27 protein-coding genes are annotated in these 24937 nt (G+C 36.5%); 6 read left to right on the top strand and 21 right to left on the bottom strand.

Annotated elements, in window-relative coordinates:
- Window positions 1-23: 23 nt before the first annotated feature.
- The 3 genes from ACSVDH_RS10825 to ACSVDH_RS10815 all read right to left on the bottom strand — a co-directional run bounded on the left by ACSVDH_RS10825 (window position 24) and on the right by ACSVDH_RS10815 (window position 1208).
- Window positions 24-452, bottom strand: a complete 429-nt coding sequence (locus ACSVDH_RS10825) for a hypothetical protein (RefSeq protein ID WP_439249408.1) — start codon at window positions 450-452, stop codon at window positions 24-26.
- 88 nt (window positions 453-540) lie between these two features.
- Window positions 541-780 carry a YlbE-like family protein gene (locus tag ACSVDH_RS10820; RefSeq protein ID WP_299086921.1) on the bottom strand — a complete coding sequence of 80 codons (240 nt, stop codon included), beginning with the start codon at window positions 778-780 and terminating at the stop codon, window positions 541-543.
- Between the two features lie 32 nt (window positions 781-812).
- Window positions 813-1208, bottom strand: coding sequence for a YlbD family protein (locus ACSVDH_RS10815; protein ID WP_439249407.1), 396 nt, complete (start codon window positions 1206-1208; stop codon window positions 813-815).
- A 152-nt stretch (window positions 1209-1360) separates the two neighbouring features.
- Between ACSVDH_RS10815 and ACSVDH_RS10810 the strand changes: the two genes are divergently transcribed.
- Window positions 1361-1849 (top strand): PaaI family thioesterase, encoded by a 489-nt coding sequence (locus ACSVDH_RS10810; protein WP_299086917.1) that lies wholly within the window; start codon window positions 1361-1363, stop codon window positions 1847-1849.
- 143 nt (window positions 1850-1992) lie between these two features.
- Here ACSVDH_RS10810 and ACSVDH_RS10805 read toward each other — a convergent pair whose 3' ends face one another.
- A complete protein-coding gene (locus tag ACSVDH_RS10805; protein WP_299087121.1) occupies window positions 1993-3051 on the bottom strand; it encodes a CAP domain-containing protein in 1059 nt (352 codons plus the stop codon).
- Window positions 3052-3339: 288 nt separating this feature from the next.
- Window positions 3340-3936, bottom strand: a complete 597-nt coding sequence (locus ACSVDH_RS10800) for a YkwD family sporulation-associated protein (RefSeq protein ID WP_439249794.1) — start codon at window positions 3934-3936, stop codon at window positions 3340-3342.
- Between the two features lie 311 nt (window positions 3937-4247).
- On the opposite strand from ACSVDH_RS10800, the gene ACSVDH_RS10795 reads away from it, so the two are divergent.
- Window positions 4248-4604: a YugN family protein gene (locus ACSVDH_RS10795; RefSeq protein WP_299086915.1), complete on the top strand. Its 357-nt coding sequence runs from the start codon at window positions 4248-4250 to the stop codon at window positions 4602-4604.
- 123 nt (window positions 4605-4727) lie between these two features.
- Here the strand turns inward: ACSVDH_RS10795 and ACSVDH_RS10790 are convergent, their stop codons facing one another.
- The 10 genes from ACSVDH_RS10790 to ACSVDH_RS10745 form a co-directional block, all read right to left on the bottom strand.
- The gene (locus tag ACSVDH_RS10790; RefSeq protein ID WP_439249406.1) at window positions 4728-5903 is read right to left on the bottom strand and encodes a GNAT family N-acetyltransferase; all 1176 of its coding nucleotides are present in this window, start codon (window positions 5901-5903) and stop codon (window positions 4728-4730) included.
- A gap of 59 nt (window positions 5904-5962) precedes the next feature.
- Window positions 5963-6478 (bottom strand): GNAT family N-acetyltransferase, encoded by a 516-nt coding sequence (locus ACSVDH_RS10785; RefSeq protein WP_299086912.1) that lies wholly within the window; start codon window positions 6476-6478, stop codon window positions 5963-5965.
- A 124-nt stretch (window positions 6479-6602) separates the two neighbouring features.
- Window positions 6603-7070: a DUF420 domain-containing protein gene (locus ACSVDH_RS10780; RefSeq protein WP_299086910.1), complete on the bottom strand. Its 468-nt coding sequence runs from the start codon at window positions 7068-7070 to the stop codon at window positions 6603-6605.
- Window positions 7071-7188: 118 nt separating this feature from the next.
- Window positions 7189-8091, bottom strand: coding sequence for a cytochrome c oxidase assembly factor CtaG (ctaG, locus tag ACSVDH_RS10775; RefSeq protein ID WP_299086908.1), 903 nt, complete (start codon window positions 8089-8091; stop codon window positions 7189-7191).
- 156 nt (window positions 8092-8247) lie between these two features.
- Window positions 8248-8580 carry a cytochrome c oxidase subunit IVB gene (gene ctaF, locus ACSVDH_RS10770; RefSeq protein WP_299086906.1) on the bottom strand — a complete coding sequence of 111 codons (333 nt, stop codon included), beginning with the start codon at window positions 8578-8580 and terminating at the stop codon, window positions 8248-8250.
- A gap of 4 nt (window positions 8581-8584) precedes the next feature.
- The gene (gene ctaE / locus ACSVDH_RS10765) at window positions 8585-9211 is read right to left on the bottom strand and encodes a cytochrome c oxidase subunit III (protein ID WP_299086904.1); all 627 of its coding nucleotides are present in this window, start codon (window positions 9209-9211) and stop codon (window positions 8585-8587) included.
- Window positions 9211-11067 carry a cytochrome c oxidase subunit I gene (gene ctaD, locus ACSVDH_RS10760; protein WP_299086902.1) on the bottom strand — a complete coding sequence of 619 codons (1857 nt, stop codon included), beginning with the start codon at window positions 11065-11067 and terminating at the stop codon, window positions 9211-9213. The genes ctaE and ctaD overlap by 1 nt, the downstream gene beginning before the upstream one ends.
- A gap of 33 nt (window positions 11068-11100) precedes the next feature.
- Window positions 11101-12180 carry a cytochrome c oxidase subunit II gene (gene coxB, locus ACSVDH_RS10755; protein WP_299086900.1) on the bottom strand — a complete coding sequence of 360 codons (1080 nt, stop codon included), beginning with the start codon at window positions 12178-12180 and terminating at the stop codon, window positions 11101-11103.
- 100 nt (window positions 12181-12280) lie between these two features.
- Window positions 12281-13210, bottom strand: a complete 930-nt coding sequence (cyoE, locus tag ACSVDH_RS10750) for a heme o synthase (protein WP_299086898.1) — start codon at window positions 13208-13210, stop codon at window positions 12281-12283.
- Between the two features lie 268 nt (window positions 13211-13478).
- The gene (locus ACSVDH_RS10745) at window positions 13479-13691 is read right to left on the bottom strand and encodes a hypothetical protein (protein ID WP_299086897.1); all 213 of its coding nucleotides are present in this window, start codon (window positions 13689-13691) and stop codon (window positions 13479-13481) included.
- 272 nt (window positions 13692-13963) lie between these two features.
- Here ACSVDH_RS10745 and ACSVDH_RS10740 point away from each other — a divergent pair, with 272 nt between their 5' ends.
- Window positions 13964-14875: a COX15/CtaA family protein gene (locus ACSVDH_RS10740; protein WP_299086895.1), complete on the top strand. Its 912-nt coding sequence runs from the start codon at window positions 13964-13966 to the stop codon at window positions 14873-14875.
- 229 nt (window positions 14876-15104) lie between these two features.
- Here the strand turns inward: ACSVDH_RS10740 and pyc are convergent, their stop codons facing one another.
- From pyc to ACSVDH_RS10725, 3 genes are all read right to left on the bottom strand, one after another.
- Window positions 15105-18551: a pyruvate carboxylase gene (gene pyc / locus ACSVDH_RS10735; protein ID WP_439249405.1), complete on the bottom strand. Its 3447-nt coding sequence runs from the start codon at window positions 18549-18551 to the stop codon at window positions 15105-15107.
- Between the two features lie 93 nt (window positions 18552-18644).
- The gene (locus ACSVDH_RS10730) at window positions 18645-19862 is read right to left on the bottom strand and encodes an FtsW/RodA/SpoVE family cell cycle protein (RefSeq protein WP_299086891.1); all 1218 of its coding nucleotides are present in this window, start codon (window positions 19860-19862) and stop codon (window positions 18645-18647) included.
- A 333-nt stretch (window positions 19863-20195) separates the two neighbouring features.
- Window positions 20196-20477, bottom strand: a complete 282-nt coding sequence (locus ACSVDH_RS10725; protein ID WP_299086889.1) for an Fpa/YlaN family protein — start codon at window positions 20475-20477, stop codon at window positions 20196-20198.
- A 193-nt stretch (window positions 20478-20670) separates the two neighbouring features.
- Between ACSVDH_RS10725 and ACSVDH_RS10720 the strand changes: the two genes are divergently transcribed.
- Window positions 20671-21168 carry a molybdopterin-binding protein gene (locus tag ACSVDH_RS10720; RefSeq protein ID WP_439249404.1) on the top strand — a complete coding sequence of 166 codons (498 nt, stop codon included), beginning with the start codon at window positions 20671-20673 and terminating at the stop codon, window positions 21166-21168.
- A gap of 63 nt (window positions 21169-21231) precedes the next feature.
- Here ACSVDH_RS10720 and ACSVDH_RS10715 read toward each other — a convergent pair whose 3' ends face one another.
- Complete coding sequence (locus ACSVDH_RS10715; RefSeq protein ID WP_299086886.1) at window positions 21232-22560, bottom strand: PhoH family protein; 1329 nt, start codon at window positions 22558-22560, stop codon at window positions 21232-21234.
- Between the two features lie 210 nt (window positions 22561-22770).
- On the opposite strand from ACSVDH_RS10715, the gene ACSVDH_RS10710 reads away from it, so the two are divergent.
- Window positions 22771-23376, top strand: a complete 606-nt coding sequence (locus tag ACSVDH_RS10710) for a YhcN/YlaJ family sporulation lipoprotein (protein ID WP_439249403.1) — start codon at window positions 22771-22773, stop codon at window positions 23374-23376.
- A gap of 206 nt (window positions 23377-23582) precedes the next feature.
- On the opposite strand, the gene ACSVDH_RS10705 is transcribed toward ACSVDH_RS10710, so the two are convergent.
- A complete protein-coding gene (locus tag ACSVDH_RS10705; protein WP_299086883.1) occupies window positions 23583-24041 on the bottom strand; it encodes a pyridoxamine 5'-phosphate oxidase family protein in 459 nt (152 codons plus the stop codon).
- A 193-nt stretch (window positions 24042-24234) separates the two neighbouring features.
- Between ACSVDH_RS10705 and ACSVDH_RS10700 the strand changes: the two genes are divergently transcribed.
- Entirely contained in the window at window positions 24235-24435 is a 201-nt protein-coding gene (locus ACSVDH_RS10700; protein WP_299086882.1) for a YlaI family protein, read from the top strand.
- A gap of 142 nt (window positions 24436-24577) precedes the next feature.
- Here ACSVDH_RS10700 and ACSVDH_RS10695 read toward each other — a convergent pair whose 3' ends face one another.
- Window positions 24578-24895 (bottom strand): YlaH-like family protein, encoded by a 318-nt coding sequence (locus ACSVDH_RS10695; RefSeq protein WP_299086880.1) that lies wholly within the window; start codon window positions 24893-24895, stop codon window positions 24578-24580.
- Window positions 24896-24937: the final 42 nt, after the last annotated feature.

Here is a 24937-nt window from a genome sequence, read left to right as displayed (position 1 = left end):
AACATCTGCCCTTTGAGTTTGGTTTATTGGATGGTGACTTCCCACGTTTTTTTCAGATTATAACTAGAGGAATCATTATGAACAACCTCAACTGTCATAATATGATTTCCCTGTTCAAGCCCTCTTACTACAAAAGCTGCCGTATTCATATCATCAACTTTTTTACCATCTACATAGACGGTAAGATGACCTTCACCTGCTACTTTTTTTCCGCCTGCTTCTTTAAATATAAAATTCGGAATATAACATTCCACATAAACAGCCCTATTCCTCACATGATGTTTTATGGTGAAAGGTGATTGACTTTTTTGGCTTACAACTTCAATAGCATCCTTTGATACATCTGCAATTTGAATCGGGATTACATTTACGGAACCTTCTGGCCTTGGCTTGTCCTCTGTACAACCTGACAAACAAAGTATGATCACAAAAAGAGCTAATAATCTCTTCATTGTTTCGCCTCCTTTTTAGTATTGTTTACCATAAAGATTAAAATCATGAGTCGTTAAAAAATGACAAAAACGACTTATAAAAAGTCGTTTAGTCTTGTTGCCTCATCGAGTGAAACATTGCAATCATCATCGAGGCCATTTGTACTGAATTTGAAAATTGCTGAACTTTGTGGGGGATTGTTTTTTGATAGTAATTCATCATATTTAGTTCTAATGACTCTAAATCAGTGGGATTTCTTGAAAGTTTTCGGAACCAGATTGGCTGCTCTCTTAAAAATTTTTGCCGTTCTTTATTTGCGCGAATATGTTCTTGTACTTCTTTTCTCATTTAACCACTCCTACAGAAGTCACAATTAGTGATCAATCCTTTCTAAATGAAAAAGGATGTTGATTACCATTAGATGAACTCTGTCTTGAACCCTTTGATAATCCAAATTGATCAAACAATCCTTGTATTGTTGATATTGTATTGCTCATATTTGAAATATGATGGTTAACTGTATTAATATCCATATTTTTTACTGCCGCAAGCACTTGAGACATAATGTCGGTTTTTTTTTCCGCTGTTTGTTCCTCTTCTATATGATCTTCCCGGTATTGCTTCCAAACTTCATCATTTTCACCAAGTAAGTACCAATCCTCAAACACTTCCTGCCATTCTTTGTTTCCTTTTCTCACTTCTTGTACGAGCTTAGGATGCAGTTTGACAAATTCCTTAAATTGTTGAACAGATTGATGTGTTTTTTTCGATGCCATTATCTTCACCTCAATGCTTTTACCTATCATATCTTATCAAAAAAGAAACATGAATGTTCGCCCATTTTTTATTTAATTTGATACTAAATTAATCATTGCTCCTACATTGAATATTTTGGTAAAATATCACTAGCAAAAGGAGAGGGTTAGCCATGACAAAAGAAGAGCTATTGCAATTGACGAAAGAGATTTTACAAGAGGCAGATGATGAGGATCAATATGTCCTTCAGCTTTTACTCAGCGGGTTAAAAAGGAAACAATTTCATGAAAAGGGCTCTTATATCGGTGCACTCCTTCATGCGGAAGGTGAATTTAAAGATAATCATTTCACCATAAAAATCCCAAATACTCCGATTATCCAAAATTCATTACAAATTGTCCATGGCGGTATTACTGCCACTCTGTTAGATTCAGCTATGGGGGGGCTTGTTCATCACGTATTGCCTCCAAACAAGACTGCTGTAACCACAGAAATAAAAATTAATTATGTAGCCCCTGGTGTTGGAAAAGAATTAACATGCAAAACCAACATTATTCATAAGGGAAATAAAACAGTTGTAACGGAAGGAAAAGTTTTCCGAGACGATGGAACACTAATAGCACATAGTACTGCAAGCTTTTTTATTATAAACCGGAGTTAAATTGCCAAAAAAGGTACAACTATATATATAGAAGTTTACCCAAAATAAAAGGGTCGCATCTCCCAAGTACAATATATGGATACCTATAATTCATATATTGGTTAATTGGAGAGATCAGACCCTTTTTAATTTTCAAGCTGTTTTCATTTTTTAATAAAATTTTGCGTGTAATACAAACCATCAACACCTACACCTAAATGAGTAAATTCTTCATTTAATAATGTTTCACGGTGTCCCTTGCTATTCAACCAGCCCTCTGAAGCTGCTATCCCATCTACATATTGTGCGGCAATATTTTCACCAGCCATTTCATATATCACATCTAGATCGGCAAGCCGGTCAACTAATGTTCCTTCAGTTGGGGATTCATGTGAGAAATAATCATTAACCTTCATATCCTGACTGTGTAAAAAGGCAACCTCTGATGTCGAATCGTCCCACTTAACAGCGGGCACATTATGACGGGCACGAATGACATTTGTTATCGACAAAATTTGTTGTTCTGCCCCATTCTCTATTTTTTCCCATTTTGCTTCACTAATTTCGTCAGCTTCAATGAGTTCTCCGCGATATGTTACTTCATATGAACGCTGCTTTATGAATGTTTCGGCATCCAACACACGTATACTTGATAATATTCCATCAAACTTATCAATATATAATTGCACATAAACATCTTCTAGCTTAACAGTAGGTCTTGTATTCATATCTTCCTCAGAAAATTCAAATCGGTATGAATTTCCTTCATATTCTAATGAAATACTTGGGGAAACAGGTGCAATTTTGAATACTTCCTGGACAGGTTGTCCAATTTTAAATGGCTCTGCGTTGACATCACTACCGATGGCATATACAGTTACAACCCGCTGACCTAATATTCCGATTTGCAAGTATTGCTTATCAGACACTTGATAAATCCACCAATCATAATCATACGCAGAAGGGTCAATCCGGTCTGGTTCTCCAAAAAGAGCTGTGATTTCTTCTGAGGATTTATTCATTAAGGACAATATCCCCTCATCAGGCAGCTTAGCTGTTTGAACTTTTTTCTCAGACTCTTCCTTTAATAATTCTTCATTCGAAATCTGAACATTTTCTTCCTCATGTTGCTCAGATGGAGTATATTGGCCAAAATAGATAAATAGGGTGTAACTTAAAAAGATGATTAAAAAAATGACGACCGTTCGAATCAAAATACGCAGTTTAATCCCCTCCTTTACAGCTCTGCTTTCTATCATTATATGAAATGTGACGATTGATATACTAGTTATTTGTAGTGTATATATTAATACTATTGTTCCCGACCAAATAGTCTGTTAAACGTAGTATAGTATATGTTTATCGATTTTTCTAATATAAAGAATCCGTAAGTTCTCCATCTTAATATGGGTTTCTTATTATATTATACTAAATATTTATGATCTGGTGGATAAAAAATAGACACCTGCAAAAAAGGTGTCTACCGAATAACATTGTGACATAAAACTATATTACCTTCCGATAAACATCTGTGTCCAATAGTGACCATATGAACCGCCTTTTGCATACCCAACACCAATTTCTGTAACATCACGCTTCAATATATTGGCACGATGCCCCGGGCTCTGCATCCACGCTTTTACGACTGCCTCAGGAGTTCGCTGCCCAGCAGCAATATTTTCTGCTGCTGTTCTGTAAGAGATCCCAAAGTTTTTCATCATCGTAAATGGCGACCCATATGTAGGTGAAGTATGACTGAAGTAATTTCGGTCTCTCATATCAACAGATTTATAGCGAGCTACTCGTGATAATTCCCAATTTCCTCTTAATGGAGGTAATCCCGCCTTCTGTCTTTCAGCATTTGTTAGTGAGATCACCTGCTGTTCAATTGATTTTGTTCCACTTATTTGTGGAATGTTCACCTTTTGACCCGGATAAATTAAATTAGGATTTTTAAACTGTGGATTGGCATTTATAATTTCTGATAAGCCAACCTGATAACGCTGTGAAATAAGCCATAGAGTATCCCCGCTTCTAACAGTATGAGTAGTCGTTTGGCCAAAAACGTTTTGCGGGAATGAAAATAGCCCAATTAATAAAAAAAGCATCACTAAACGTTGTATTGTTTTAGTCATTGTACACCCTCCTTCATCGAATAGTTTTACCCATAAAGGAAGTTTTAACTCTATAAAAATAAGCCCCTCCATTAAAGTTGATAACTTTGCATTGCATGTTGCATTCATTCGTACTATTATTAAAAAAGATGCTTGATTCTTTAAGGTGCATTTTTTGTTATGCGTTTACACAATGTAAGGTATGGTACATGATTAAGCTAAGCAAACAATATTTTCACTTTAACTTTTTAAGATAATTAAGCTATAATATATTATGGTGAAAAGGCTTTAGGAGGGACATACATATGAGAATGGAAGGTACAGGTATTGAAGGTGTAACACTTGATTTATCTCGTCTAACTGAAATCATGGAAGATCATGGCCTTGTTTTAGCGGGTCAATGGGATTATGAGCGTGTTACATATGATCGCAAAATCGAAACAAAAGGGGAGATTTATTATCTGCGTATCCAAGGGTACGCTGTAGAAGGTGATGTCGGCGGACGTCATGCAGTCATCAAATTAATTACACCACTTTTAGGTAGATATTACTACCCACACGGTGTTGAGTATGGTGAAGGAGAAAACTTCCCAGCAAGTGTTGTTAACACTAGCAAAACTGTATTAAAGCAAGTTTCTGAGGCATTACAAAAAGCTCTATAATTGCAAGTTAAAAAGGGTCAGGCCCCTAAACACGAATAGATGGAGTTTCTAATATTAGATCCACTATATTGTGTTCGAAGGGTTCCGACCTTTTGTTTTGAATTGACTCTTTTGCAGTCTTTTTTAAAAAAAGTCAAATAATACTGATGTCCCTTGAGATGGCAGCATTTCTTTAAGTAAGATCACTTGCTGTTCCTCACCTTGAATCATACCTATTTCAAAGAGTTTTTGTGGATCAGAATGTCCAAGTAAAATGGATGTTAATGTTCCAATATTTATGATTAATCCCTTTTTAGGCGGATTTGTGCATGAACCCTTTTCTTTTTGAAATGTTTTAATCGAATTCCCTTGTAAAAAGAACGTACCATTATTCCATGTACATATCGGATCAGATAGATGCAAAATTAGCGGATCCTCACCTTGAATATAAAACGGATATTTTTCAAAAAACCTTATGATATTAACAATTCTCCCCATAAAATAAGGGTGAATTTCTGTTTTAACCCTAGGGTTTGGGATAAACAATGTCATCCGATCTTCTTCATGTGTTTTCCATTTTACTGACGATACCATTGAGTCATGCTGACAAATAAAGTTCCAAAAATCCTTTTTCGTCGATTCATTTAATACAACAACTTCATGAACAATTAATTCGCGATCCTTCACTGTATAAAGCATATAACCGTCTTCTTGTCTTTGATCATTCACATGTATAATAGCATGCTCAGCTTTCTTTAGTACAACATCTTGCCACCAGCTTTGATCTCGGATTAACAGACCATTATATTTTTCAGAAAAGAACTCGTAAATATTCATTAAAGAAGAAAGTGCCTCTTCCTTTGTCTTTCGGATAAAGGATCCGTTGGAACTATGTATAAAAATTAAATCTTCTTTCGATATGGTATAAGATTTTTCCGAGCAAATCATTTCCCAGCCAAATTTTCGGTAAAAGGGAACAGAAAAAGGATGCAAATATGAAATATCATACCCTTCATTATTCATCCAATGTAAACTTTCATTTAGTAAGCTTGCAACTTTCCGGTTCCTTCTTGCCTCTGGCCATGTTGCTACCGAGGCAACCCCTCCCATTTTAAACACTTGGTTTTTTAGTTTCACTTGTAAAGGGTATACATGAAGCTTTGCAAGAAGCTTATTTTCCTCGAAATCTCCTAGAATATACTGCATATCTAACTTTCTTTTTACCTCAGTCATTTCATGATCAGCAACCTTATATTGAAAAGCATATTCTGATAATGCGATGACATCCTGATAATCCTCATTTGTAATTTCCCGAATCACGTTTATTCACTCCCTTTCGGTGGAAAGGGGAACAAGCCCTCATTCCACCGCTTAATGTTTCATTCTAAATCTTTCTTTTGAATCTCCCATTTTAAAAAGCGGCCATCTTTTTTCGTACAGATCATCCCTAATTTTTCGAAAAGTCTTATTGATTGATCTTGCCTAACATCACACTCCATAACAATCCTTTTAACAAATTTTTGATAGGTTAACCAATCAATAAAGGCATCGACTGCTTCAAATGCGAGCGATTCATCTACATCCTTATCCTCTACATGATAACATAGTTCAACATCACCTTCCTTTGAAGGCTTTCCTAACAATAAAATATCACCAATTATTTTCTTTTCTTCATAAAGAATAATTAACCATAATCCACACTCTTTTTCTGGCTGCTTGTTTTCTAAGCATTCAATGTAAAAAGGAAGGAAGCCCTTTACAAAAGATGATGGCCAACTATAAGGGAATTCAATTGGCGACCGTTTATCCAGCTCCTTTCGATGAAACACTAATGATTTAGCAATGTCGAGAGAACATGGTATTATCATTAGCCGATTCGTTAAAATTTCGATCAAACCATTCTCCCCCCTTTGAATTTTTAATAAATACAACGGACTTTCCAAGCATAGATCAAACATATACAAATAAATAAAAAAGGTGGTTTAGAACAGTTTATTCTAAACCACCTTGTAAATATGTTTAAAACCCTAATATTGCTTTAATAACTGATGTTGTTTCACCACCGCTATAAAACACATACAACAATAAATATACCGCAACACCCGTAATTCCTGAAAAAAACCAGATAATACTCGTTATCGGTCCTAATTTACGATGTCGTTCGTAATTTTTTTTATAACCTGTAACCAAAGTAACAATTCCTAATATAGCTCCTACTGTTGCTAATGTAATATGAAAAATCAAAAAGACTGTATAATAAATTTCAATATTTTCCGGTCCGCCAAAAGCAGTATTTCCAATAAATATCGTTCTAGAAGCATAGATTAGGAAAAACAGAACGGCAAAAATCGCTGCAACCGTCATCGCTTTCCTATGGGCATCAATTTTTCGTTGTTTAATTAAGTACCAGCCAATAGCTACAGTCATTGCACTTAATACTATAAAAGTCGTACTAATAGTAGGCAAAATAGGTAATGAAGTATTCATTTTTATTCCTTCCTTTATGTTATCGAAACAGAAACAATACCGATTTTATGTATGTGGTGACGCAATTTCAAACCCTTCCCCTTACTGCCTTGCCAGAAAGAGCTGCGTCACCATGACCTTATTTTACTGGTTCAGGAGAAAAATCCTTTTTCATATCAATTTCATCTTTTTGACGTTCTTTACGAGCCCATTGGAAAAAGATATAGGCGAGAATAGTACCGTAAACAATTTCTTGGATGATTTTCATTAGAACGCCGCCTAGTTGTTGATCCTCAAGAAGCGGTAACGTATTAAACATTTCAGGGCCAGTTAAATTCAAGCCTGACAACATATCAGCAGGTACACATAATGCCAGAGCATTTATCCATGCTTGAGGCTCTGAGTAGGTCGCATACATTGGGTCTGTTGCAAAAATAATCAATGCGCAGGCAGGAGTAAGCAAAACACCATCGGCAAAGATGTAGCCAACCTTTTTAATACCTGTAAGCGATTTCCACTCAGGCAATGTATTAAGTAATGGAAACCACATAAACAAGGCTGCAAAAAAGATAATCGTTGTTATTGCTGCATGGTAAACAGGGTCTGTTTTCACAAAATCAAATACTAATGGAACATGATAAAGTGAAAATACACCGTTAAAAAGAATTAGAGCAATAATTGGATTTGTAAACACCTTCATTAATGGCTTAATAACCGGACGATAAATGATTGCTTTCCACAACCAAACCGGAATACCAAGAATTAATAATGGTGGAACAACTAAATACAAAATAGCCATTTGCGTCATGTGGGCACTAAACATAATATGTCCAAGTAAATCAACTGGACTGCCTTTGCTTATATATAATGCCACGATACTACTAATAAATAATAATTTCTGTTTTGTGGAGACAGGAGTACTTTCTGAAAATTTCGAACGCCATGGTCCAATAATTAAAAAATACAAAAGAGTTATTAATATCATAACGACTAAAAAATAAGGACTCCATAACGCACGAAATCCAAATATTCCAAAGCTCATTTCCAAATCAGCTCCTTAAGCTAGTCCTTCAAACCAATTATACACATCTGTTTATCCCGTATCAATGAACGTTCTATGACAAACATTGGTCACCACGTAAAAGAAAAAATAAAAGGACAATCAGCATCAAAAGCCAATTGTCCTTTTTCATAATATCTACCACCAGATAATCGTAACAAAGGTTAAGATTGTTAAAGCAGCTACTCCGACACCAGAGTATAAAAATAATGCTGCTGTTTCATGACCTTTGTGACTCATATGCATGAAGTAATATAATTGGAATATTACTTGAATAACCGCTAATGTAATAATAAATGGAACTTTAAACCATTCGCCTATCCCATCATATCCAATCGCAATAAACGCAACAACTGTTAAAAAAATCATCATTGCGAATGTAATAACCTGGTGTTTCATATCCTCTGCATTTTTCTTACGACGATATTCCAAGTCTACTTTTGGGTTTGCTGAATTATGATTATTTGCCATCAGTTTATCCCACCATTCCCATTAAGTATACAACCGTAAAGATGAACACCCAAACAACATCAATGAAATGCCAGTAAAGACTTGCTACGTAATACTTAGGCGCATTGTATAAGCTTAATCCACGTTTTGCATTACGAACGATTAAAGTAGTGATCCACAAAAGACCGAAAGCAACGTGCAAACCATGAGTTCCTACTAGTGTGTAAAATGCAGAACCAAGTGCACTGCTTGTAATGGTAAATTCATAATGATGAACATAGTGGTTAAACTCATAAATTTCTAAAATAAGGAAACCTAGACCTAAAAGAACAGTGATGATTAACCACAATTGCATTTTACCAAAGTTAAAGTTCTTCATATGATACATCGCGTAAACACTTGTTAAACTTGATGTTAAAAGCAGCATAGTTGCCACAAATGTAAGAGGTATCTCAAATAGTTCTTGAGTTGTCGCTCCACCTGCTGTTGACTCTCTTAGTGCTAAGAAAGTGGCAAAGAGACTAGCAAATAAAACAGTCTCTCCACCTAAAAACAACCAAAAGCCAGTAAATTTATTTTTACCTTCGAGGGTAGCTTTTTCAGGCGATGCGGGAAAATTTTCTGCTGTTAATTTTTCTTCAACATTTGCCATTATGCTCTCCCTCCTTTATCCTCTTTAAGTAAATCTTCTTTATGAATATGATAACCGTGATCATCAATAACAGAGCGTAAGAACATTGCTGCAAATGTAATAATGAACCCGATTATAATCGCTGGTAATGCCCAACCATGATCTTCGCGGTAAAGTAAACCGAAAGATACGATGAATAATCCAAACGACATAATAAAAGGTAAAATTGAACTATTTGGCATATGAATGTCACCAAGCGGTTCAGCTGGCGTCATTTCTTTATTGCCTTCCATTTTCTCAATCCAGAGTGCATCAAGTCCACGAACAAGTGGAGTTTGCTTAAAGTTATACTCTGGCGGAGGTGATGAAATGGCCCACTCAAGTGTGCGTCCATCTCCCCATGGATCCCTGCCAACTCTTTCCCCTTTCACAGCTGTATACACAATGTTAATAAGGAAAAGAATGGTTGCAGCAGCCATAAAGAATGCACCTACGGTACTTACAAAGTTACCTGTATCTAAACCTTGCCCAGGTAAGAAGGTAAATATACGGCGCGGCATACCCATTAAACCTAAGAAATGTTGAATAAAGAATGTTAAATGGAATCCAATAAAGAAAAGCACGAACGTAATTTTATTCATTGCTTCATTTAACAATTTTCCAAACATTGTTGGCCACCAATAAATAGCCCCTGCAAATAATGCGAATACAACCCCACCAACGATAACATAGTGGAAGTGAGCTACGACGAAATAGCTATCATGGTATTGATAGTCGGCTGCTGCTGCTGCCAACATAACACCTGTAACCCCACCAATTACGAAGGAAGGAATAAACGCTACAGACCAAATCATAGGTGATGTGAATTTTACTGAACCGCCCCAAATGGTAAATAGCCAGTTGAAAATCTTAATACCAGTAGGGACAGCAATTGCCATTGTTGCAACGGCAAAGATTGCGTTTGCAATTGGACCCAATCCAGTTGTAAACATGTGGTGAGCCCATACCATGAATCCTAAGAAACCGATTAAAACGGTTGCGAATACCATTGAAGAGTATCCAAACAGACGTTTTCTTGAGAATACAGGAAGAATATCTGAGAAAATACCAAATGCAGGTAAGATCAAGATATAAACCTCAGGATGTCCGAAGATCCAGAAAAGATGCTCCCAAATAATCGTATTACCACCTAATGCAGGATCAAAAAATGCTGTTCCGAATAAGCGGTCAAACATAAGCAGCGCTAAACCTACAGTTAATGCAGGGAAAGCAAATAAAATAAGTGCAGATGCTACAAATGTTGTCCATGTGAATAATGGCATACGCATGTACGTCATACCCGGTGCACGCATATTGATGATCGTAGCTAGGAAGTTAATTCCCGCAATCAGTGTACCTAAACCTGAAACCTGTAATCCAAGTAAATAAAAATCTACACCATGGCCTGGGGAGTTTAATGCTAATGAAGCATAAGAAGTCCACCCTGCGTCAGGTGCCCCGCCTAAAAACCAACTTAAGTTTAGGAATAATCCTCCGAAGAAGAATAACCAAAAACCTAAAGAGTTTAAAAATGGGAACGCTACGTCGCGTGCACCAATTTGTAATGGTACAACCGCATTCATTAGTGCGAATAATAAAGGCATTGCAGCTAGGAATATCATTGTCGTTCCGTGCATTGTAAGTACCTCATTGTAAAGGCCTGCACTAACAAAATCATTGTTTGGAACAGCTAGCTGAATGCGGATCAGCAATGCTTCTAATCCACCAACAAGGAAGAAGAAGCCACCGGCTATCAGGTAAAGGATGGCGATTTTCTTATGGTCAACTGTCGTTAAGTAGTCCCATAAGACCCCTTTTTTCTGAGTTAACGTGCTCACAGTGTTACCTCCCTTTTCAATTATGCTAAGAAATTAATTGCTTGAGACTTTAAGTCCCATTAAGTATTCAGTTAGAGCATCTAGCTCTTGATCAGATAATTCTGGGTATGTTCCAGTCATTTTGTTACCAGGCTTATAGCTTTCTGGATCCTTTAACCAATTACGAACGTTTTCTTCGTTATGCGGCAGGATACCAGCAACTCTCGCACGTTCACCGAATGAACCTAAGTTAGGTGCAGTTCTTGCTGCAGCCGGACGCTCATCAGCTGGAGATACTGCGTGACATGCGATACAACCTTTTTCTTCAAATAATTGCTCACCTTGTTTAGCTAAATCAGTTGCAGCTACTGCTTTGGCACCTTTCATGTCAGAGATCCATTGGTCAAAATCGTCTCTGGACAATGCTTTCACTTTAAAGTCCATTAAACCATGTGATGGTCCGCAAAGCTCTGCACATTTTCCATAGAAATATTCTCCTGCTTGATCTGCTCTGTCTGAATCAAACGTTAACCACATTTTGTTTACGTTTTCTGTGTTTGTATCCATCTTACCACCAATTGATGGAATCCAGAATGAATGCTTAACATCAGAAGAAATCAAGTTAAAGTAAACCTTCTCATCAGTTGGAACAACTAAGTCTTGACTTGTAACAACTCCATAGTCTGGATATTCAAATTCCCACCAGTATAGATTAGCTCGCACGTTTACGACGATCGCATCCTCTGGTTTACGATTCTCATCATCAATCGCATCAACTTCTGCAAGTTTAAAAGTTGCAGTAACAACAGGAATTGATAAGACAAGAAGTAAAAGAATAGGAATAACAGTCCAAATGATTTCTAGCTTATGATTCCCTTCAACTTGAACAGGAATTTTATTCTCTTCACCTTTTTTTCTGCGAAATTTCACAACAACAAAAATGAAGATTACTGTTACGACTGCAATGACCACTACCATGATAAGCGTGCTCAGCACCATCAGGTCGTACTGCATATCCGCTACCTCACCAGCAGGCTCTAGCGTGGAAAGAAACGGTTCACCACAGCCGGCTAAAACTAGCGTCATAATAGCAAATAATGAAAACAGACGCCATTTTGTCAGCCATTTTTTCATAGCTAAATCAAACCCCTCTTTCAAAATTTTTAAAGTCCTATCAGTATTTCATTCAGGAACTCTTTTTATAAATAAATTCTTTAAAGAAAGAATTTCGCAATTAAACAATGGTAAAGAGCACCATTGATACAAACATAATTGTTAAGTAATTGATGGAATAAACAAACATCTTGGTTGCCCATTTCATCTCAGTTTCCTTATTTCCAAAGCCTTTCATTCCTATAGCAATCCACCCAATATTTAACACTGTTGCCAAGATTAAAAACCCGATACCCAATTCGTAAAGATAAAATGGCAGCGGAAGTAAGCAAGCAATCCATACCATGATTTGACGTTTTGTTACATCAAAGCCATGGACAACTGGGAGCATTGGAATATTGGCAGCTCGGTATTCCTCTGTTCTGCGCATAGCCAGTGCTAAAAAGTGCGGCGGCTGCCAGATAAACATGATTAAAAACAGCACCCATGCCATTACGCTTAGATTAGCATCAACTGCTGCCCACCCAATTAACGGCGGAACGGCACCGGAAATACTTCCTATTACAGTGTTTATTGTATACAGCCTTTTAGACCACATCGTATAAAGGAAAATATATGTAACAACTCCAATTAATGAGATGATTGTTGCAGTGAATGTTGTCATTAACATAAAGACAAACCCGATTGTTAATAGAAAAATTCCAATCCACAATGCTTGAAGCGGATTTACTTTTCCGGTAACAGTCGGCCTCTCCTTTGTTCGTTCCATCAAATGGTCAATATCACGATCATAATAGTTATTAATGGCACAAGATCCTGCTATGACTAATGATGAACCAATTAATGTAAACAAGACAATATCTATATTAGCTAGAAACCCTTTTCCACTAAAATAGAGTGCTAGCCATATACCGGTAAATGTTGTGATTGCGTTAGAATTGACAATACCTACTTTTATTAAAGAAAGGAAATCCTGCCAAAGCGTTGTTTCATGCACATCGTTTGAATGATGCTTGACAGCAGCATCGTCCAAAACTTTCGTATTTGCCAACTCTGTACCTCCTAACTTTCTTATCATTATGCTAATTCTCTTCATTCATGTATGCCCATTCAATTTCACTCATGATGAAGGCGGTTCCAACCTAGTAATTTTCTATATCCTATGATACTAAAAAATCGACAAATTAAAAACGGTCTACTTGTTATTAAATCATAATTCCACAAGAAATTGTGAACAATTCATGAAGTAATTTTGTCGAAATTGTGAAAGGACATTTTTTGAAAAAAACCTATAGATTTCCACTTAAAAACAAGCCCTCTTATTTTATCATAGATCGACAAGCATTTCTTGATAAATAACGAATTCCGCTTTTCTTTTGCCATTTCACATTAAAGCTTAATTCATTAAGTTGATTGTAGTTGAGGAACCGAAACAGCTGAGACGTTAAATCAACAGGCAAATTAAACAGTGCTATTTCAAAAAATGACAATACTTCAAATTTATCCCCTTTTATTTCTAGCAAACTCCGCATGAATATTCAACCTTTTTTGTATAAAACACTATAAATGTTGTTATAAATTTTATAGTAGAAAAGTTTTACGGAATTGATGACAAAAAGCGTCCTTTATTCCGGATCGTTTTAAGCTTGTAAAGGCTTGACAATGAGCTCCCGCTTTTGCTTATATCTTATAGTTTTGTGAACTTTTCAGCTAATTTATTGTCTTTTTCTATTACATTGTGTACTATCGATGAGTATTTACCAAAATATTTTTTATCATTTAACTATATAAGTAGGTGAACATTTTGCAACGTGCTCTTAAATGGTTTGCCGTATTGACGACAGTTATTATGCTGTTTGTTCTAATTGGTGGAGCCTTAGTGACGAAAACCGAGTCAGGTGCAGGATGTGGAACTTCTTGGCCATTATGTCATGGCGAGTTGGTACCAAGTGAAATTACCTTTGAGCTAGTCGTAGAATTAAGTCATCGGTTAGTTAGTGGACTTGCAGGAATCACAGTTTTAATCCTTTCTATATGGTCATGGAAAAAGATTGGTCATATTAGAGAGACAAAATTCTTAAGTTTACTATCGATTTTTTTCTTAGTTTTACAAGCATTAATTGGTGCTGCTGCTGTTAAGTGGGGTCAATCAGATGCAGTTCTTGCTCTTCATTTCGGTATATCACTTATATCCTTTGCGTCTGTACTACTTTTAACATTGTTAATCTTTGAGGTAGATAAAAAGTTTGATGCAAAGAAACTGATTATTGATAAGCAAATGAAGTTTCATATGATCGGTATTATTGTCTACTCTTATTTGGTTGTTTATACAGGGGCTTATGTTCGGCATAAAGAAGCAAGTCTTGCTTGTCCAAAATGGCCCTTATGCAGCAACCGGACTGGCGGGTTGCCGGCAACATTACATGAATGGATTCAAATGGGGCATCGTTTCGCTGCAGGATTAATTTTTGTTTGGATCGCATATGCGACTTGGCAGGCTATTAAACACCATAAACATCAAAAAATTATTTATTGGGGTTGGGTCATTGCTTTTATTCTTATATCTCTGCAGGTTACTACAGGTGCTCTTATAGTTGTAACGGGCTTAAACCTTTACATTTCATTAGCCCACGCCTTAATCATTTCATGTTTATTCGGGCTTTTGAGTTACTTCCTTCTGCTAGTAAGCAGAAGCAAAATAAATGCTGGAGAGTAAGCGGTTCTGATTCATTCATGGCAAAAGGTTATATTAAGAAAAGCGCAAAAAACTCATTCACCAGGAGCTAGACACAAAAATTAAGTAGAAAAAGTTATACTTACAATTTCAAAAAGGGTTGTCTCAAAACTAAAGGGTCATCTCTCTAACACTTATATAGGAACTGGAATTTCAAATAGTTCCACATATTTAGTGTTTGGTGGGAGATGACCCTTTTGAGACAGCCTTTTTATCCTTTTATAATTTCAATTAATAAATCACCCGTTTGTATACCTTCACCATTTGAGACATGAATCGCATTTACAGTCCCTGCGAACGGTGCTTGGACAGTAGTTTCCATTTTCATAGCTTCCGTAATAATGAGATGGTCACCTTTATTAACCTTTTCTCCTTTTTCAACAAGGACTTTTATAACAGTTCCAGGCATTGTTGCACCAATCTGCTCCTCATTTCCTACTTCCGCTTTTACCTTTGATACAACAGTCGATTTAATACTTTCATCCTTAATAACGACTTCACGCGGCTGTCCATTTAATTCAAAATAAATAATTCTTGTTCCGTCAGCTTGCGGTTCACCAATTGAAACAAGCTTAACAATAAGGGTTTTCCCTTGCTCAATCTCAACCTCTATTTCTTCTCCTAATCTCATACCATATAAAAAGGTTGGTGTATCCAATACGGAAATATCTCCATACGCTTCAAAAGTTTTGATATATTCAGAGAACACTTTCGGATAAAGAGCATTCGCAATTGCTTCAAAGCTTGTTACCGGTCTTCCTAGACTATGGAAGAGCTCCTCCTTCATAGCTTGGAAATTCACTGGCTCCAACCGTTCTCCAGGACGCTCAGTTAATGGCTGACGACCTTTTAAAATAATCCGCTGTAACTCTTTCGGGAATCCGCCATGCGGCTGTCCTAAATAACCTTCAAATAATTCAATAACAGAGTCTGGAAAATCGATACTTTCCCCTTTTTCAAAGATATCATCTTCTGTGAGGTTATTTTGCACCATAAATAAAGCCATATCTCCAACTACTTTTGAAGACGGCGTTACCTTCACAATGTCCCCAAAAAGATCATTTACCCGTCTGTACATTTCTTTTACTTCATTCCATTTTTCCCCTAGCCCTACAGCTTTTGCCTGTTGTTGAAGGTTACTATATTGTCCTCCCGGCATTTCATGCATATAGATTTCAGTATGTGGCGAGTTCATACCGCTTTCAAAAGCAGCATAATATTTTCTAACACCTTCCCAATATTGGGAAAGCTTCTCAAGTGAATTGATATCAACTTTTGGCTGGCGTCCTACTCCTTCTAATGCATAATAAAGCGAATTCGCACTAGGCTGAGAAGTTAGTCCGGCCATTGAGCTAACCGCGACATCCACGATGTCAACACCAGCTTCTATTGCTCTTGCATAAGTAATTATCCCATTTCCGCTTGTATCATGTGTATGAAGATGAATAGGTATATTAACAGACTCTTTAAGTGTTGAAATTAAGTTATAGGCAGCTTGCGGTTTCAGCAGTCCCGCCATATCTTTAATCGCTAGGATGTGGGCTCCTGATTTTTCAAGCTCCATTGCTAAATCCTTGTAATAATTAAGATCATATTTTTGTCTGGCTGGATCAAGAATATCTCCGGTGTAACAGATTGCCGCTTCAGCAATTTTCCCAGTTTCACGAACTGCATCAATGGCTAATGTCATACCTTTTACCCAGTTTAGGCTGTCAAAAATCCGGAATACATCAATACCTGCATATGCAGATTTTTCAACAAACTCTTTTATCACATTATCAGGGTAATTTTTATATCCTACCGCATTTGATGCACGCAATAGCATTTGTAATAATAGATTTGGCACCTTTTCACGAATGGTTAAAAGACGTTCCCAAGGATCTTCTTTTAGGAAGCGATAGGCAACATCAAAGGTTGCACCACCCCACATTTCTAAAGAAAAAAGATCAGGCATTAATCGTGCAGTCGGCTCGGCAATATGCTTTAAATCTGCCGTACGCACTCTTGTAGCTAATAACGATTGATGACCATCCCTGAATGTTGTGTCGGTTAAAAGGACTTGTTTTTGATCCTTAATCCAATTAACAAGACCATCAGCGCCATGCTCAGTTAAAATTTGCTTTGTCCCATTTGGAAACGTCTCGGAGTATTTTACCTTCGGAATGATAGGCTTATCAAATACCGGTTTCTTCTTCTCACCGATTCCGGGAAATCCATTCACTGTAACATTTCCTATATACGTAAGCATTTTCGTTCCACGGTCCTTACGTTTCGGAAACACAAATAACTCCGGTGTGGAATCAATAAACGATGTATTATATTGACCAGATAAAAAATCTTCATGCTTTACGACATTTTCTAAAAACGGGATATTCGTTTTAATTCCACGAATTCGAAATTCCCTTAAATTTCTGACCATTTTGGCTGCAGCTTGTTCAAATGTTAGCGCATGTGTAGAAAGCTTTACTAGTAATGAATCATAGTGCGGTGTGATAACGGCCCCTTGGAATCCGTTTCCTGCGTCTAATCGAACACCAAAGCCTCCGCCTGAACGATAGGCCATAATCTTTCCGGTATCAGGCATAAAATTATTTAGTGGATCCTCAGTTGTTACACGTGATTGTATCGCATAGCCATTGATTTTTATTTGTTCTTGGGAAGTAATTCCTACCTCTTTGCTGGAAAGAGAAAAACCTTGTGCCACCATTATTTGTGTTTGGACAATGTCAATGCCAGTAATCATTTCTGTAATAGTATGCTCAACTTGAACACGCGGATTTACTTCAATGAAATAAAACTCATTCCCAGATACTAAAAATTCTACGGTTCCGGCATTTAAGTACTGAACATTTCTCATTAATTTTACTGCTGCTTCACAGATTTCCATTCTTAAGTCTTCTCCAAGCGATACGCTTGGGGCAACCTCTACTACCTTCTGATGTCGTCTTTGAACAGAGCAATCTCTTTCATAGAGGTGAACAATCGTTCCTTCATTATCCCCAAAAATTTGAACTTCAATATGCTTTGGATTTTCAATAAATTTCTCGACATAAACTTCGTCATTTCCAAAAGCAGCCTTCGCTTCGGATTTTGCACGTTCATAGGATTCCTTTAAACCTGCTTCACTGCGGACGATTCTCATGCCTCTTCCGCCCCCGCCAAGAGCGGCTTTAATAATAAAAGGATACCCATAAGTTTCTCCAAACTGAATGACTTCCTCCAGGCTCGAAACAGGACCGTCACTGCCAGGAATAACTGGAATACCAGCTAATTCAGCCTGTGTACGTGCCTTTACTTTATCACCAAACATATCCAAATGCTTGGATTCAGGACCGACAAAAATAATTCCTTCCTCTTCACACCGTCTTGAAAAATGGATATTTTCTGATAGGAAGCCATACCCTGGATGAATCGCATCTACGTGATTCTTTTTTGCAATTTCAATGATGCCCTCAATATCTAAATAAGCATCAATCGGCTTTTTTCCTTCTCCTACCAGATAAGCTTCATCAGCCTTATAGCGATGGTAGGAGCCTGAATCTTCTTTGGAATAAATTGCAACTGTACGAATATTTAATTCCGTACAGGCACGAAAAACGCGAATGGCAATTTCTCCTCTGTTTGCTACTAATAGTTTTTGAATCTTTCTAAGTGCCATTTTAATCCCCCTAAAGACAATGCAAAAACATCATCATTTTTTAAAAAATAGTATAACACATTAACCAAAAATGCAACATAATATTTTTTTGCTTTAACGTATAGAAGAATTGCGTTTTTGTTGGATTGGCTTGACCACAGCAGCAGGTTGGGTTGTTTGCGGAACTGGTTTTTGATAAGTCTCACGATAATTAGTAAACATTGAAACATTGACTAACAATCCCATTGAAATAAGTAATAGAAGGATCGAAGAACCGCCATAACTGATAAACGGCAGTGGAACACCGGTAATAGGAATTAACCCTGTAAGCCCCCCTAAATTAATCAGCGCTTGAATCGCGATCATACTAGAAATACCAACTGCAAGCAATGTACCGAAAGGATCTTGACATTTCCTAGCAATTGAAAAACCTTTCAATACAATAAAAGAAAGAAGAATCAATACGAATAATACACCAAATATTCCTAGCTCCTCAGCAATGACTGCCATAATAAAATCTGTATGTGATTCTGGCAAATATCCGTACTTTTGTACACTTTGCCCCAATCCTAATCCTGTAAGTCCACCTGAACCAATAGCATAGAAGGAATTAACCAATTGATACCCTGCTCCACCTTCATGGGCAAATGGATCAGCTACTCCAACAAAACGGCTTAGTTGCTCCTTACTAAAAATACCTTTCCAAATGATGTAAGGAGACATTAGCACACCGAATAATAAAACAAGAGAAATAAGTTTACCTATACTCTTAACGGCCATCCCAGAAGAAATGATCATGCATACAGCAATCATTGCTATAATAAACGTTGTACCAAAATCAGGCTGTATTAAAACAAAAAAGCAAATGACCCCTGTAAATATAAGCGGAGGCAAAACCCCTCTGCCAAACTCATCTATGTATGATTGTTTTTTATCATAAACTGCTGCTAAATAAATAATGACACTAAGCTTGACAAATTCACCTGGTTGAAGATTCATTCCCCCAAGTCTTATCCAGCTTTGTGCACCACCTGCAACATGACCGATAAAAAATAAAGATCCCAATAAGCCAATTGATCCAAAGACAATAAGCTTTAAAATATTGCTGTTTAAGAATGCTCTATATGGAAAAATCATCATGGCAATAAATGCCAATCCACCAGCAAGCAGAGCCAGTTTTTGTCGTTGATAAAAATGATCCGGCTCAAATCCGTAACGAGCAACAGCTGTTATCATGCTTGAACTATAGACCATAACAAGTCCAAAAGCACACAATAATATAATTGCTAATATTAATGAATAATCATAGGATTTTAGAATTTTTTTAATCATCATTATCTCTTCCTTATCTAATCATGGGGTTTATTCTATGTTGTTTTTATTTTACTATATCTTCGCTTTGTAAAAATGAAATTCCTTTAAAAACATAACATTTATCAGGAATAATTAACATTACAAATATATTTCATCCATATTTCTTTTCTACTCGCTTTATTTAAAAGGCGTTGTGAAACTCGCTTGTTAAATTCAACAATTAGTGCTTTTAATCTGATGGCACTGTAACCTACTTAATCTTTCACCGTTTAAAAGTACTTTTTTAAACAATGATTTCACGTAAAATAAAAAAACTCAAACTTACTTGATGTTAGTTTGAGTTTTGAATCTTTATTTGGCTGTAAATGCATCATGTAATGCAGACAACTCTCGCTCCAGTGAATCGAGCAGCTCTTTTCCTTCACGTTCCTCAATTAATCCCAGCCTTACAGCGAAGTCTATTTCCCTAGATAAGCCAAACATTTGAGTATCTAAAACCTCTTCATAAAGAGGACATTGAGGCATCGTTAAATTATCCATTTGGACCTTAATCAATTTCATGATCTTATCAGCATCTGCCTTTAAAACCGCAAGTGCCTTTTCTCGATGATCAACAGCAATCTCAGACGCCAATTTAATCCCTCCGTTTCCGAGCGATTACCCTATTCTATGTATTAATATTAAATCCAAATCGTTTAAAAAGCAAGGACAAACCATTTAATCTTCTAAAATTGCATCAATCTAGATGAACTTTGAAATTTCATTGTCATAACAAGTGACAAATTAATTATTAAAGCTTATACTTGCGTGGTAAGGGGTGTATATAATGGAAACAATCGTTATGATTAAAGGCAAGGTGGACTATCAGATCACACTGGATCCAGGAGTATGGATTTTCGATGACAGAAAGGTTGATTTAACCACCTATTTTATTCAAGAGCAAGAAATAAAAGATGAACTTGAAGAGTATACAAAGTCTGTATCAAAGCATTGGGAAAGAGAAATACGTGAAGGGGCCATCTACCCTCCTACCTTAAAATCCGAACAAAAATATGAAAAACAAAAAGTGTTAAATGGAACTTTCGGGATTCCTTTAAAGCCATTTCTAGAAAATGCAGGAATCCAGGCTGGAGCATCAAGCGTACAATTTATGACAGATAGCGGACCTATATCGGTACCGATTGAGGAAGCATTTGACATTATATTAGGATTTAGTATAAAAGGTAAGCCATTAAAAGAAGATGGACCAATTCATGTTTATTTCGGCGATGGATCAAATGCTTCCGAGCCAATCAAGCATGTAAAGGAAATTAATGTTATTTGATGATTACATTCATAAGGGCGGATAAACCGCCCTTTTGCCATTACATGAACAATCCCTACAGGATTATAGAAGATCGGCTGCTAGTTGCGCCAAACCGGAGCGCTCTCCTTTAACAAGTCTGACATGACCTGCGATTGGCTGATCCTTAAATTTTTCAACGACATACGTAAGACCATTATTATATTCATCTAAATATGGATGGTCAATTTGTTCCGGGTCTCCCATTAACACAATTTTACTTCTTTCTCCTACACGAGTTAAAATTGTTTTAACCTCGTGTTTCGTTAAATTTTGTGCTTCATCAATCAGAATAATTTGCTCGGGAATGCTTCTGCCTCTAATATAGGTTAGTGCTTCCACTTCAATCGAACCCATTCCAGCTAAAATCGCATCAAGTTCTCCCGGTTTTTTCGTATTAAATAAGTATTCTAAATTATCGTAGATCGGCTGCATCCATGGCCTTAACTTCTCCTCTTTTTCACCTGGTAAAAACCCTAAATCTTTTCCAACAGGTACAATTGGCCTGGCAACTAATAATTTTTTATAAATACCTAAATCTTCCGTTTGCATCAGTCCCGCTGCAAGGGCAAGCAATGTTTTCCCCGTACCTGCCTTACCGATTAACGTAACCAATGGAATATCGGTTCGAAGGAGAAGCTCCAATGCCATCGTTTGCTGCACATTTCTAGGACGGATTCCCCAAATGTGATCATGGTCAAAAACAAGACGCTGAATTTTTTTTCCAGATTGATCGACTTTGCCAATTGCTGATGAGGAACCGCCTAAAGCGTCCTTCATTACAACAAATTGATTTGGATAAAAAGGATGATTCGTTAATTCAGAAAGAACAAGTTCATTTTTTTCGTAAAAACGATTAAGATTTTCACCACTTATATACAAATCAAGGAACCCCGTATATATATGATCAATTTCAACTACTCGATCACTAAGAAAATCTTCTGCGATTAACCCGATTGCATCTGCTTTAACACGAACTAATGTATCCTTGCTAACTAAAATAACAGCTCGGCCATTTTCCTTTGTTTGCTCCTCTAATGATAAATTTTTTGCAACAGCTAAAATGCGATTATCATTTGTTTTTTCAACAAAGATTTCTTGAAGCTGATGGAATGATCGATGATTCAATTCAATTCTTAATGACCCTCCATTTGGCAAAGGAATTTTTTCATGCAATTTCCCAGATTCTCTTAATTGATCAATAAGTTTTGATACTTGTCTTGCATTACGGCCTATTTCGTCCATATAGCGTTTTTTTGAATCCACTTCCTCTAAAACAACTGCCGGAATGACTACTTCATTTTCTTCAAAAGAAAAAATGGAATTCGGATCTTGCAACAATACATTTGTGTCTAGTACATAAATCTTCCTCAAACCTCCGCCTCCTACTCCGTTGCAATTTTTTAATGGAGTGAAACAAATAGGTAGTGAAAAAAGTCAAGCTGTGAATGAAGCGTTGCTAAAATATATGAAAGAATGAATAAAGATAGAAGGTTTATTAGACAATAAAATTAAAAAGCAAAGAAAAAACCTACATTTCATGGACCTTCATATATGTGATCCTAACTTTTAAGGAGTGATTTTATGCGATATTTATTTGCTGTTTTCTTGATAACAGGTTTTGTACTTACTGGATGTGCAGTTAATCAAGGTGCACCTGAAACCGATAATGAAAGCAATAAAGGTACACCGATTCATGTGAAAAACAGTGTTGACGAAACGGTAGACCGAAAAACCGGGCAACAAATTTCAAATCATTTGGTTGAACTTGCCAGCAAAGTACCACAGGTAAATGATGCAACCGCTGTTGTTTTAGGAAATTTTGCTGTCGTTGGGATTGACGTAAGTTCAAATCTTGATCGCAATAAAGTTGAATCAATTAAATACACTGTTGCAGAAAGCTTAATGCATGACCCATATGGTGCCAATGCAATTGTTATTGCAGATGCTGACACTAATGCAAGACTTCGAGAAATGGGACGTGAAATTCAGGAAGGACGCCCAATCGCTGGTATCCTGGATGAATTAGCAGCAATTGTTGGACGTGTCGTTCCTGAGGTTCCAACTGAAATCCTTGATAATCAACAAAAACAACCAACAAATCAAAATAATGATCAATTAAATCAAAATGAAGAAGAAATGTTAGAAAAGAACCAAGAAAAACAGTCTAATAATCATTTGAAAAAATAACATTAATCATTAATATTTTTTTGTTTCTTTTCACAGCATGCTTTCGGTTTCAGGGTGTCTGGGATCTGCAGCAAATCTTAAATAAGCCAAATGAATGAAAGTGGACTGACCAATATGATGTGAATAGCTAAGAAAAGAATCAAATATCGGTGTTAACTGTGCTTATTCTTAGAGTGTTCATCAGTATTCTGGGCAGTCCATCTTTTTTATGCTTTGCTTTTCATTGCATCTAATACTTGTTTATCTAGCTTAGCGGCAGCTTTTTCATCATATGTTTTTTCATATTGCGGTTCTGTTGCTATTTTAGATCCATAAAACATAGCATCTCGAACCTCAGAAATCGTTAGTTCAATTAATGCTAGCTTGAGTGGTACATGGTCAAGTCTCTCCTCTTTTAAATGTGCATTTCCGTTTATGGAATAGATCGATTCATTTGCAATTAGACTCAAAACAATGGCAGGATGTTTTTTAATATTTTCAACAATTCTTGAACGTTGATCGATAGCGAAAAACACTCGATCTCTATCCGGAGCAAAAACCCAGGAGATCGCGCTGACATTTGGAGAACCTGTTTCATGATCAATCGTTGCTATTGTTACAAATCGTTCTTTCTGTAAACAATCATACAAAGGATCAATTAGTGCTGTTTCAACCTTATTTGCCATCTCAAGCCTCCCTTTCTTCGTTTATACTCATATCATACCTTTTTTTCAAAATTGATCCAACTATTAACAGGCTTTTTCGCTATAATCATTTTTCACCATGTGCATGAAGTAGAAATAAGGTTTTTTGATGAATACGTGATATACTAATAATTAGCAGATTTTATCCTGCTATATTTTTTGTTAGAGGTGCATGATGAGAGTAAAATGTGTTATTTGTGATAAAGTTGAAATGATTGATGATGAAACGTTAATGGCAAAGCGTCTAAGAAACCGCCCTATTCATACATACATGTGCAAACCATGCAATGAGCGAATCGGAGAAAAAACAAATGCCCGTATAGCAACTGGGAAGTTTCGCTTATATCAGGACAAAAAGTCTGAAGATTCCTGGTAAACCATTCTGAAAAATTCACCTTCTGTTAAGATTGTGATAAATGAAAAGGCTGTCTAAAAAGCGTCTGTTCCCTTAAACACAATATATCGAAAGTTTGAAATTCTATATATTGAGTGAAGAGGTCAGCCTTTTTAAGACAGCCTTATTTCATGTTTTCAGCTTCTTGTTTCTTGGATTGATGGAGCCTAATTTTATAAATGATTAATATAAGAGCAGCAACTACTAACCCTTCCGCAACCGGCAAAAATATTCCTAAGAACGTTAATACGGTACATCCAAATGCTAAAAAGAGATAAATAATCGCTGATTTTATGATAGGTAGTTTTTTCGCAAATCCGAGCTTATAAACAACGATAGATAATGCGAGAATGGTGAGATACAGCATCCACATTCCTAATTTTGGATGCTCAATAACGTTATATAAGCTTGGAAAAAACGACAACCTTTCGGTGATATCCATTTTTTCCTCCTCCTTATACAAATAATGATAGAAAGAGGCTGA

The organism is Metabacillus sp. Hm71 (assembly GCF_051842955.2).
Lineage (GTDB): Bacteria > Bacillota > Bacilli > Bacillales > Bacillaceae > Metabacillus.
Note: the sequence above shows the minus strand (reverse complement) of the source record. Positions and strands in the feature narration are given on the sequence as shown.

Bases quoted from the DNA above. Each gene is read 5' to 3' on its own strand.
- ACSVDH_RS10780 (WP_299086910.1), bottom strand. From the start codon at position 7,070: ATGAATACTTCATTACCTATTTTGCCTACTATTAGTACGACTTTTATA.
- ACSVDH_RS10700 (WP_299086882.1), top strand. From the start codon at position 24,235: ATGAGAGTAAAATGTGTTATTTGTGATAAAGTTGAAATGATTGATGAT.
- ACSVDH_RS10820 (WP_299086921.1), bottom strand. From the start codon at position 780: ATGAGAAAAGAAGTACAAGAACATATTCGCGCAAATAAAGAACGGCAA.
- ACSVDH_RS10720 (WP_439249404.1), top strand. From the start codon at position 20,671: ATGGAAACAATCGTTATGATTAAAGGCAAGGTGGACTATCAGATCACA.
- pyc (WP_439249405.1), bottom strand. From the start codon at position 18,551: ATGGCACTTAGAAAGATTCAAAAACTATTAGTAGCAAACAGAGGAGAA.
- ctaE (WP_299086904.1), bottom strand. From the start codon at position 9,211: ATGGCAAATGTTGAAGAAAAATTAACAGCAGAAAATTTTCCCGCATCG.
- ACSVDH_RS10825 (WP_439249408.1), bottom strand. From the start codon at position 452: ATGAAGAGATTATTAGCTCTTTTTGTGATCATACTTTGTTTGTCAGGT.
- ACSVDH_RS10745 (WP_299086897.1), bottom strand. From the start codon at position 13,691: ATGCGGAGTTTGCTAGAAATAAAAGGGGATAAATTTGAAGTATTGTCA.
- ctaF (WP_299086906.1), bottom strand. From the start codon at position 8,580: ATGGCAAATAATCATAATTCAGCAAACCCAAAAGTAGACTTGGAATAT.
- ctaG (WP_299086908.1), bottom strand. From the start codon at position 8,091: ATGAGCTTTGGAATATTTGGATTTCGTGCGTTATGGAGTCCTTATTTT.
- ACSVDH_RS10800 (WP_439249794.1), bottom strand. From the start codon at position 3,936: ATGCTTTTTTTATTAATTGGGCTATTTTCATTCCCGCAAAACGTTTTT.
- ACSVDH_RS10730 (WP_299086891.1), bottom strand. From the start codon at position 19,862: ATGATTAAAAAAATTCTAAAATCCTATGATTATTCATTAATATTAGCA.
- ACSVDH_RS10795 (WP_299086915.1), top strand. From the start codon at position 4,248: ATGAGAATGGAAGGTACAGGTATTGAAGGTGTAACACTTGATTTATCT.
- ACSVDH_RS10815 (WP_439249407.1), bottom strand. From the start codon at position 1,208: ATGGCATCGAAAAAAACACATCAATCTGTTCAACAATTTAAGGAATTT.
- ACSVDH_RS10705 (WP_299086883.1), bottom strand. From the start codon at position 24,041: ATGGCAAATAAGGTTGAAACAGCACTAATTGATCCTTTGTATGATTGT.
- ACSVDH_RS10810 (WP_299086917.1), top strand. From the start codon at position 1,361: ATGACAAAAGAAGAGCTATTGCAATTGACGAAAGAGATTTTACAAGAG.
- coxB (WP_299086900.1), bottom strand. From the start codon at position 12,180: ATGAAAAAATGGCTGACAAAATGGCGTCTGTTTTCATTATTTGCTATT.
- ACSVDH_RS10710 (WP_439249403.1), top strand. From the start codon at position 22,771: ATGCGATATTTATTTGCTGTTTTCTTGATAACAGGTTTTGTACTTACT.
- ACSVDH_RS10695 (WP_299086880.1), bottom strand. From the start codon at position 24,895: ATGGATATCACCGAAAGGTTGTCGTTTTTTCCAAGCTTATATAACGTT.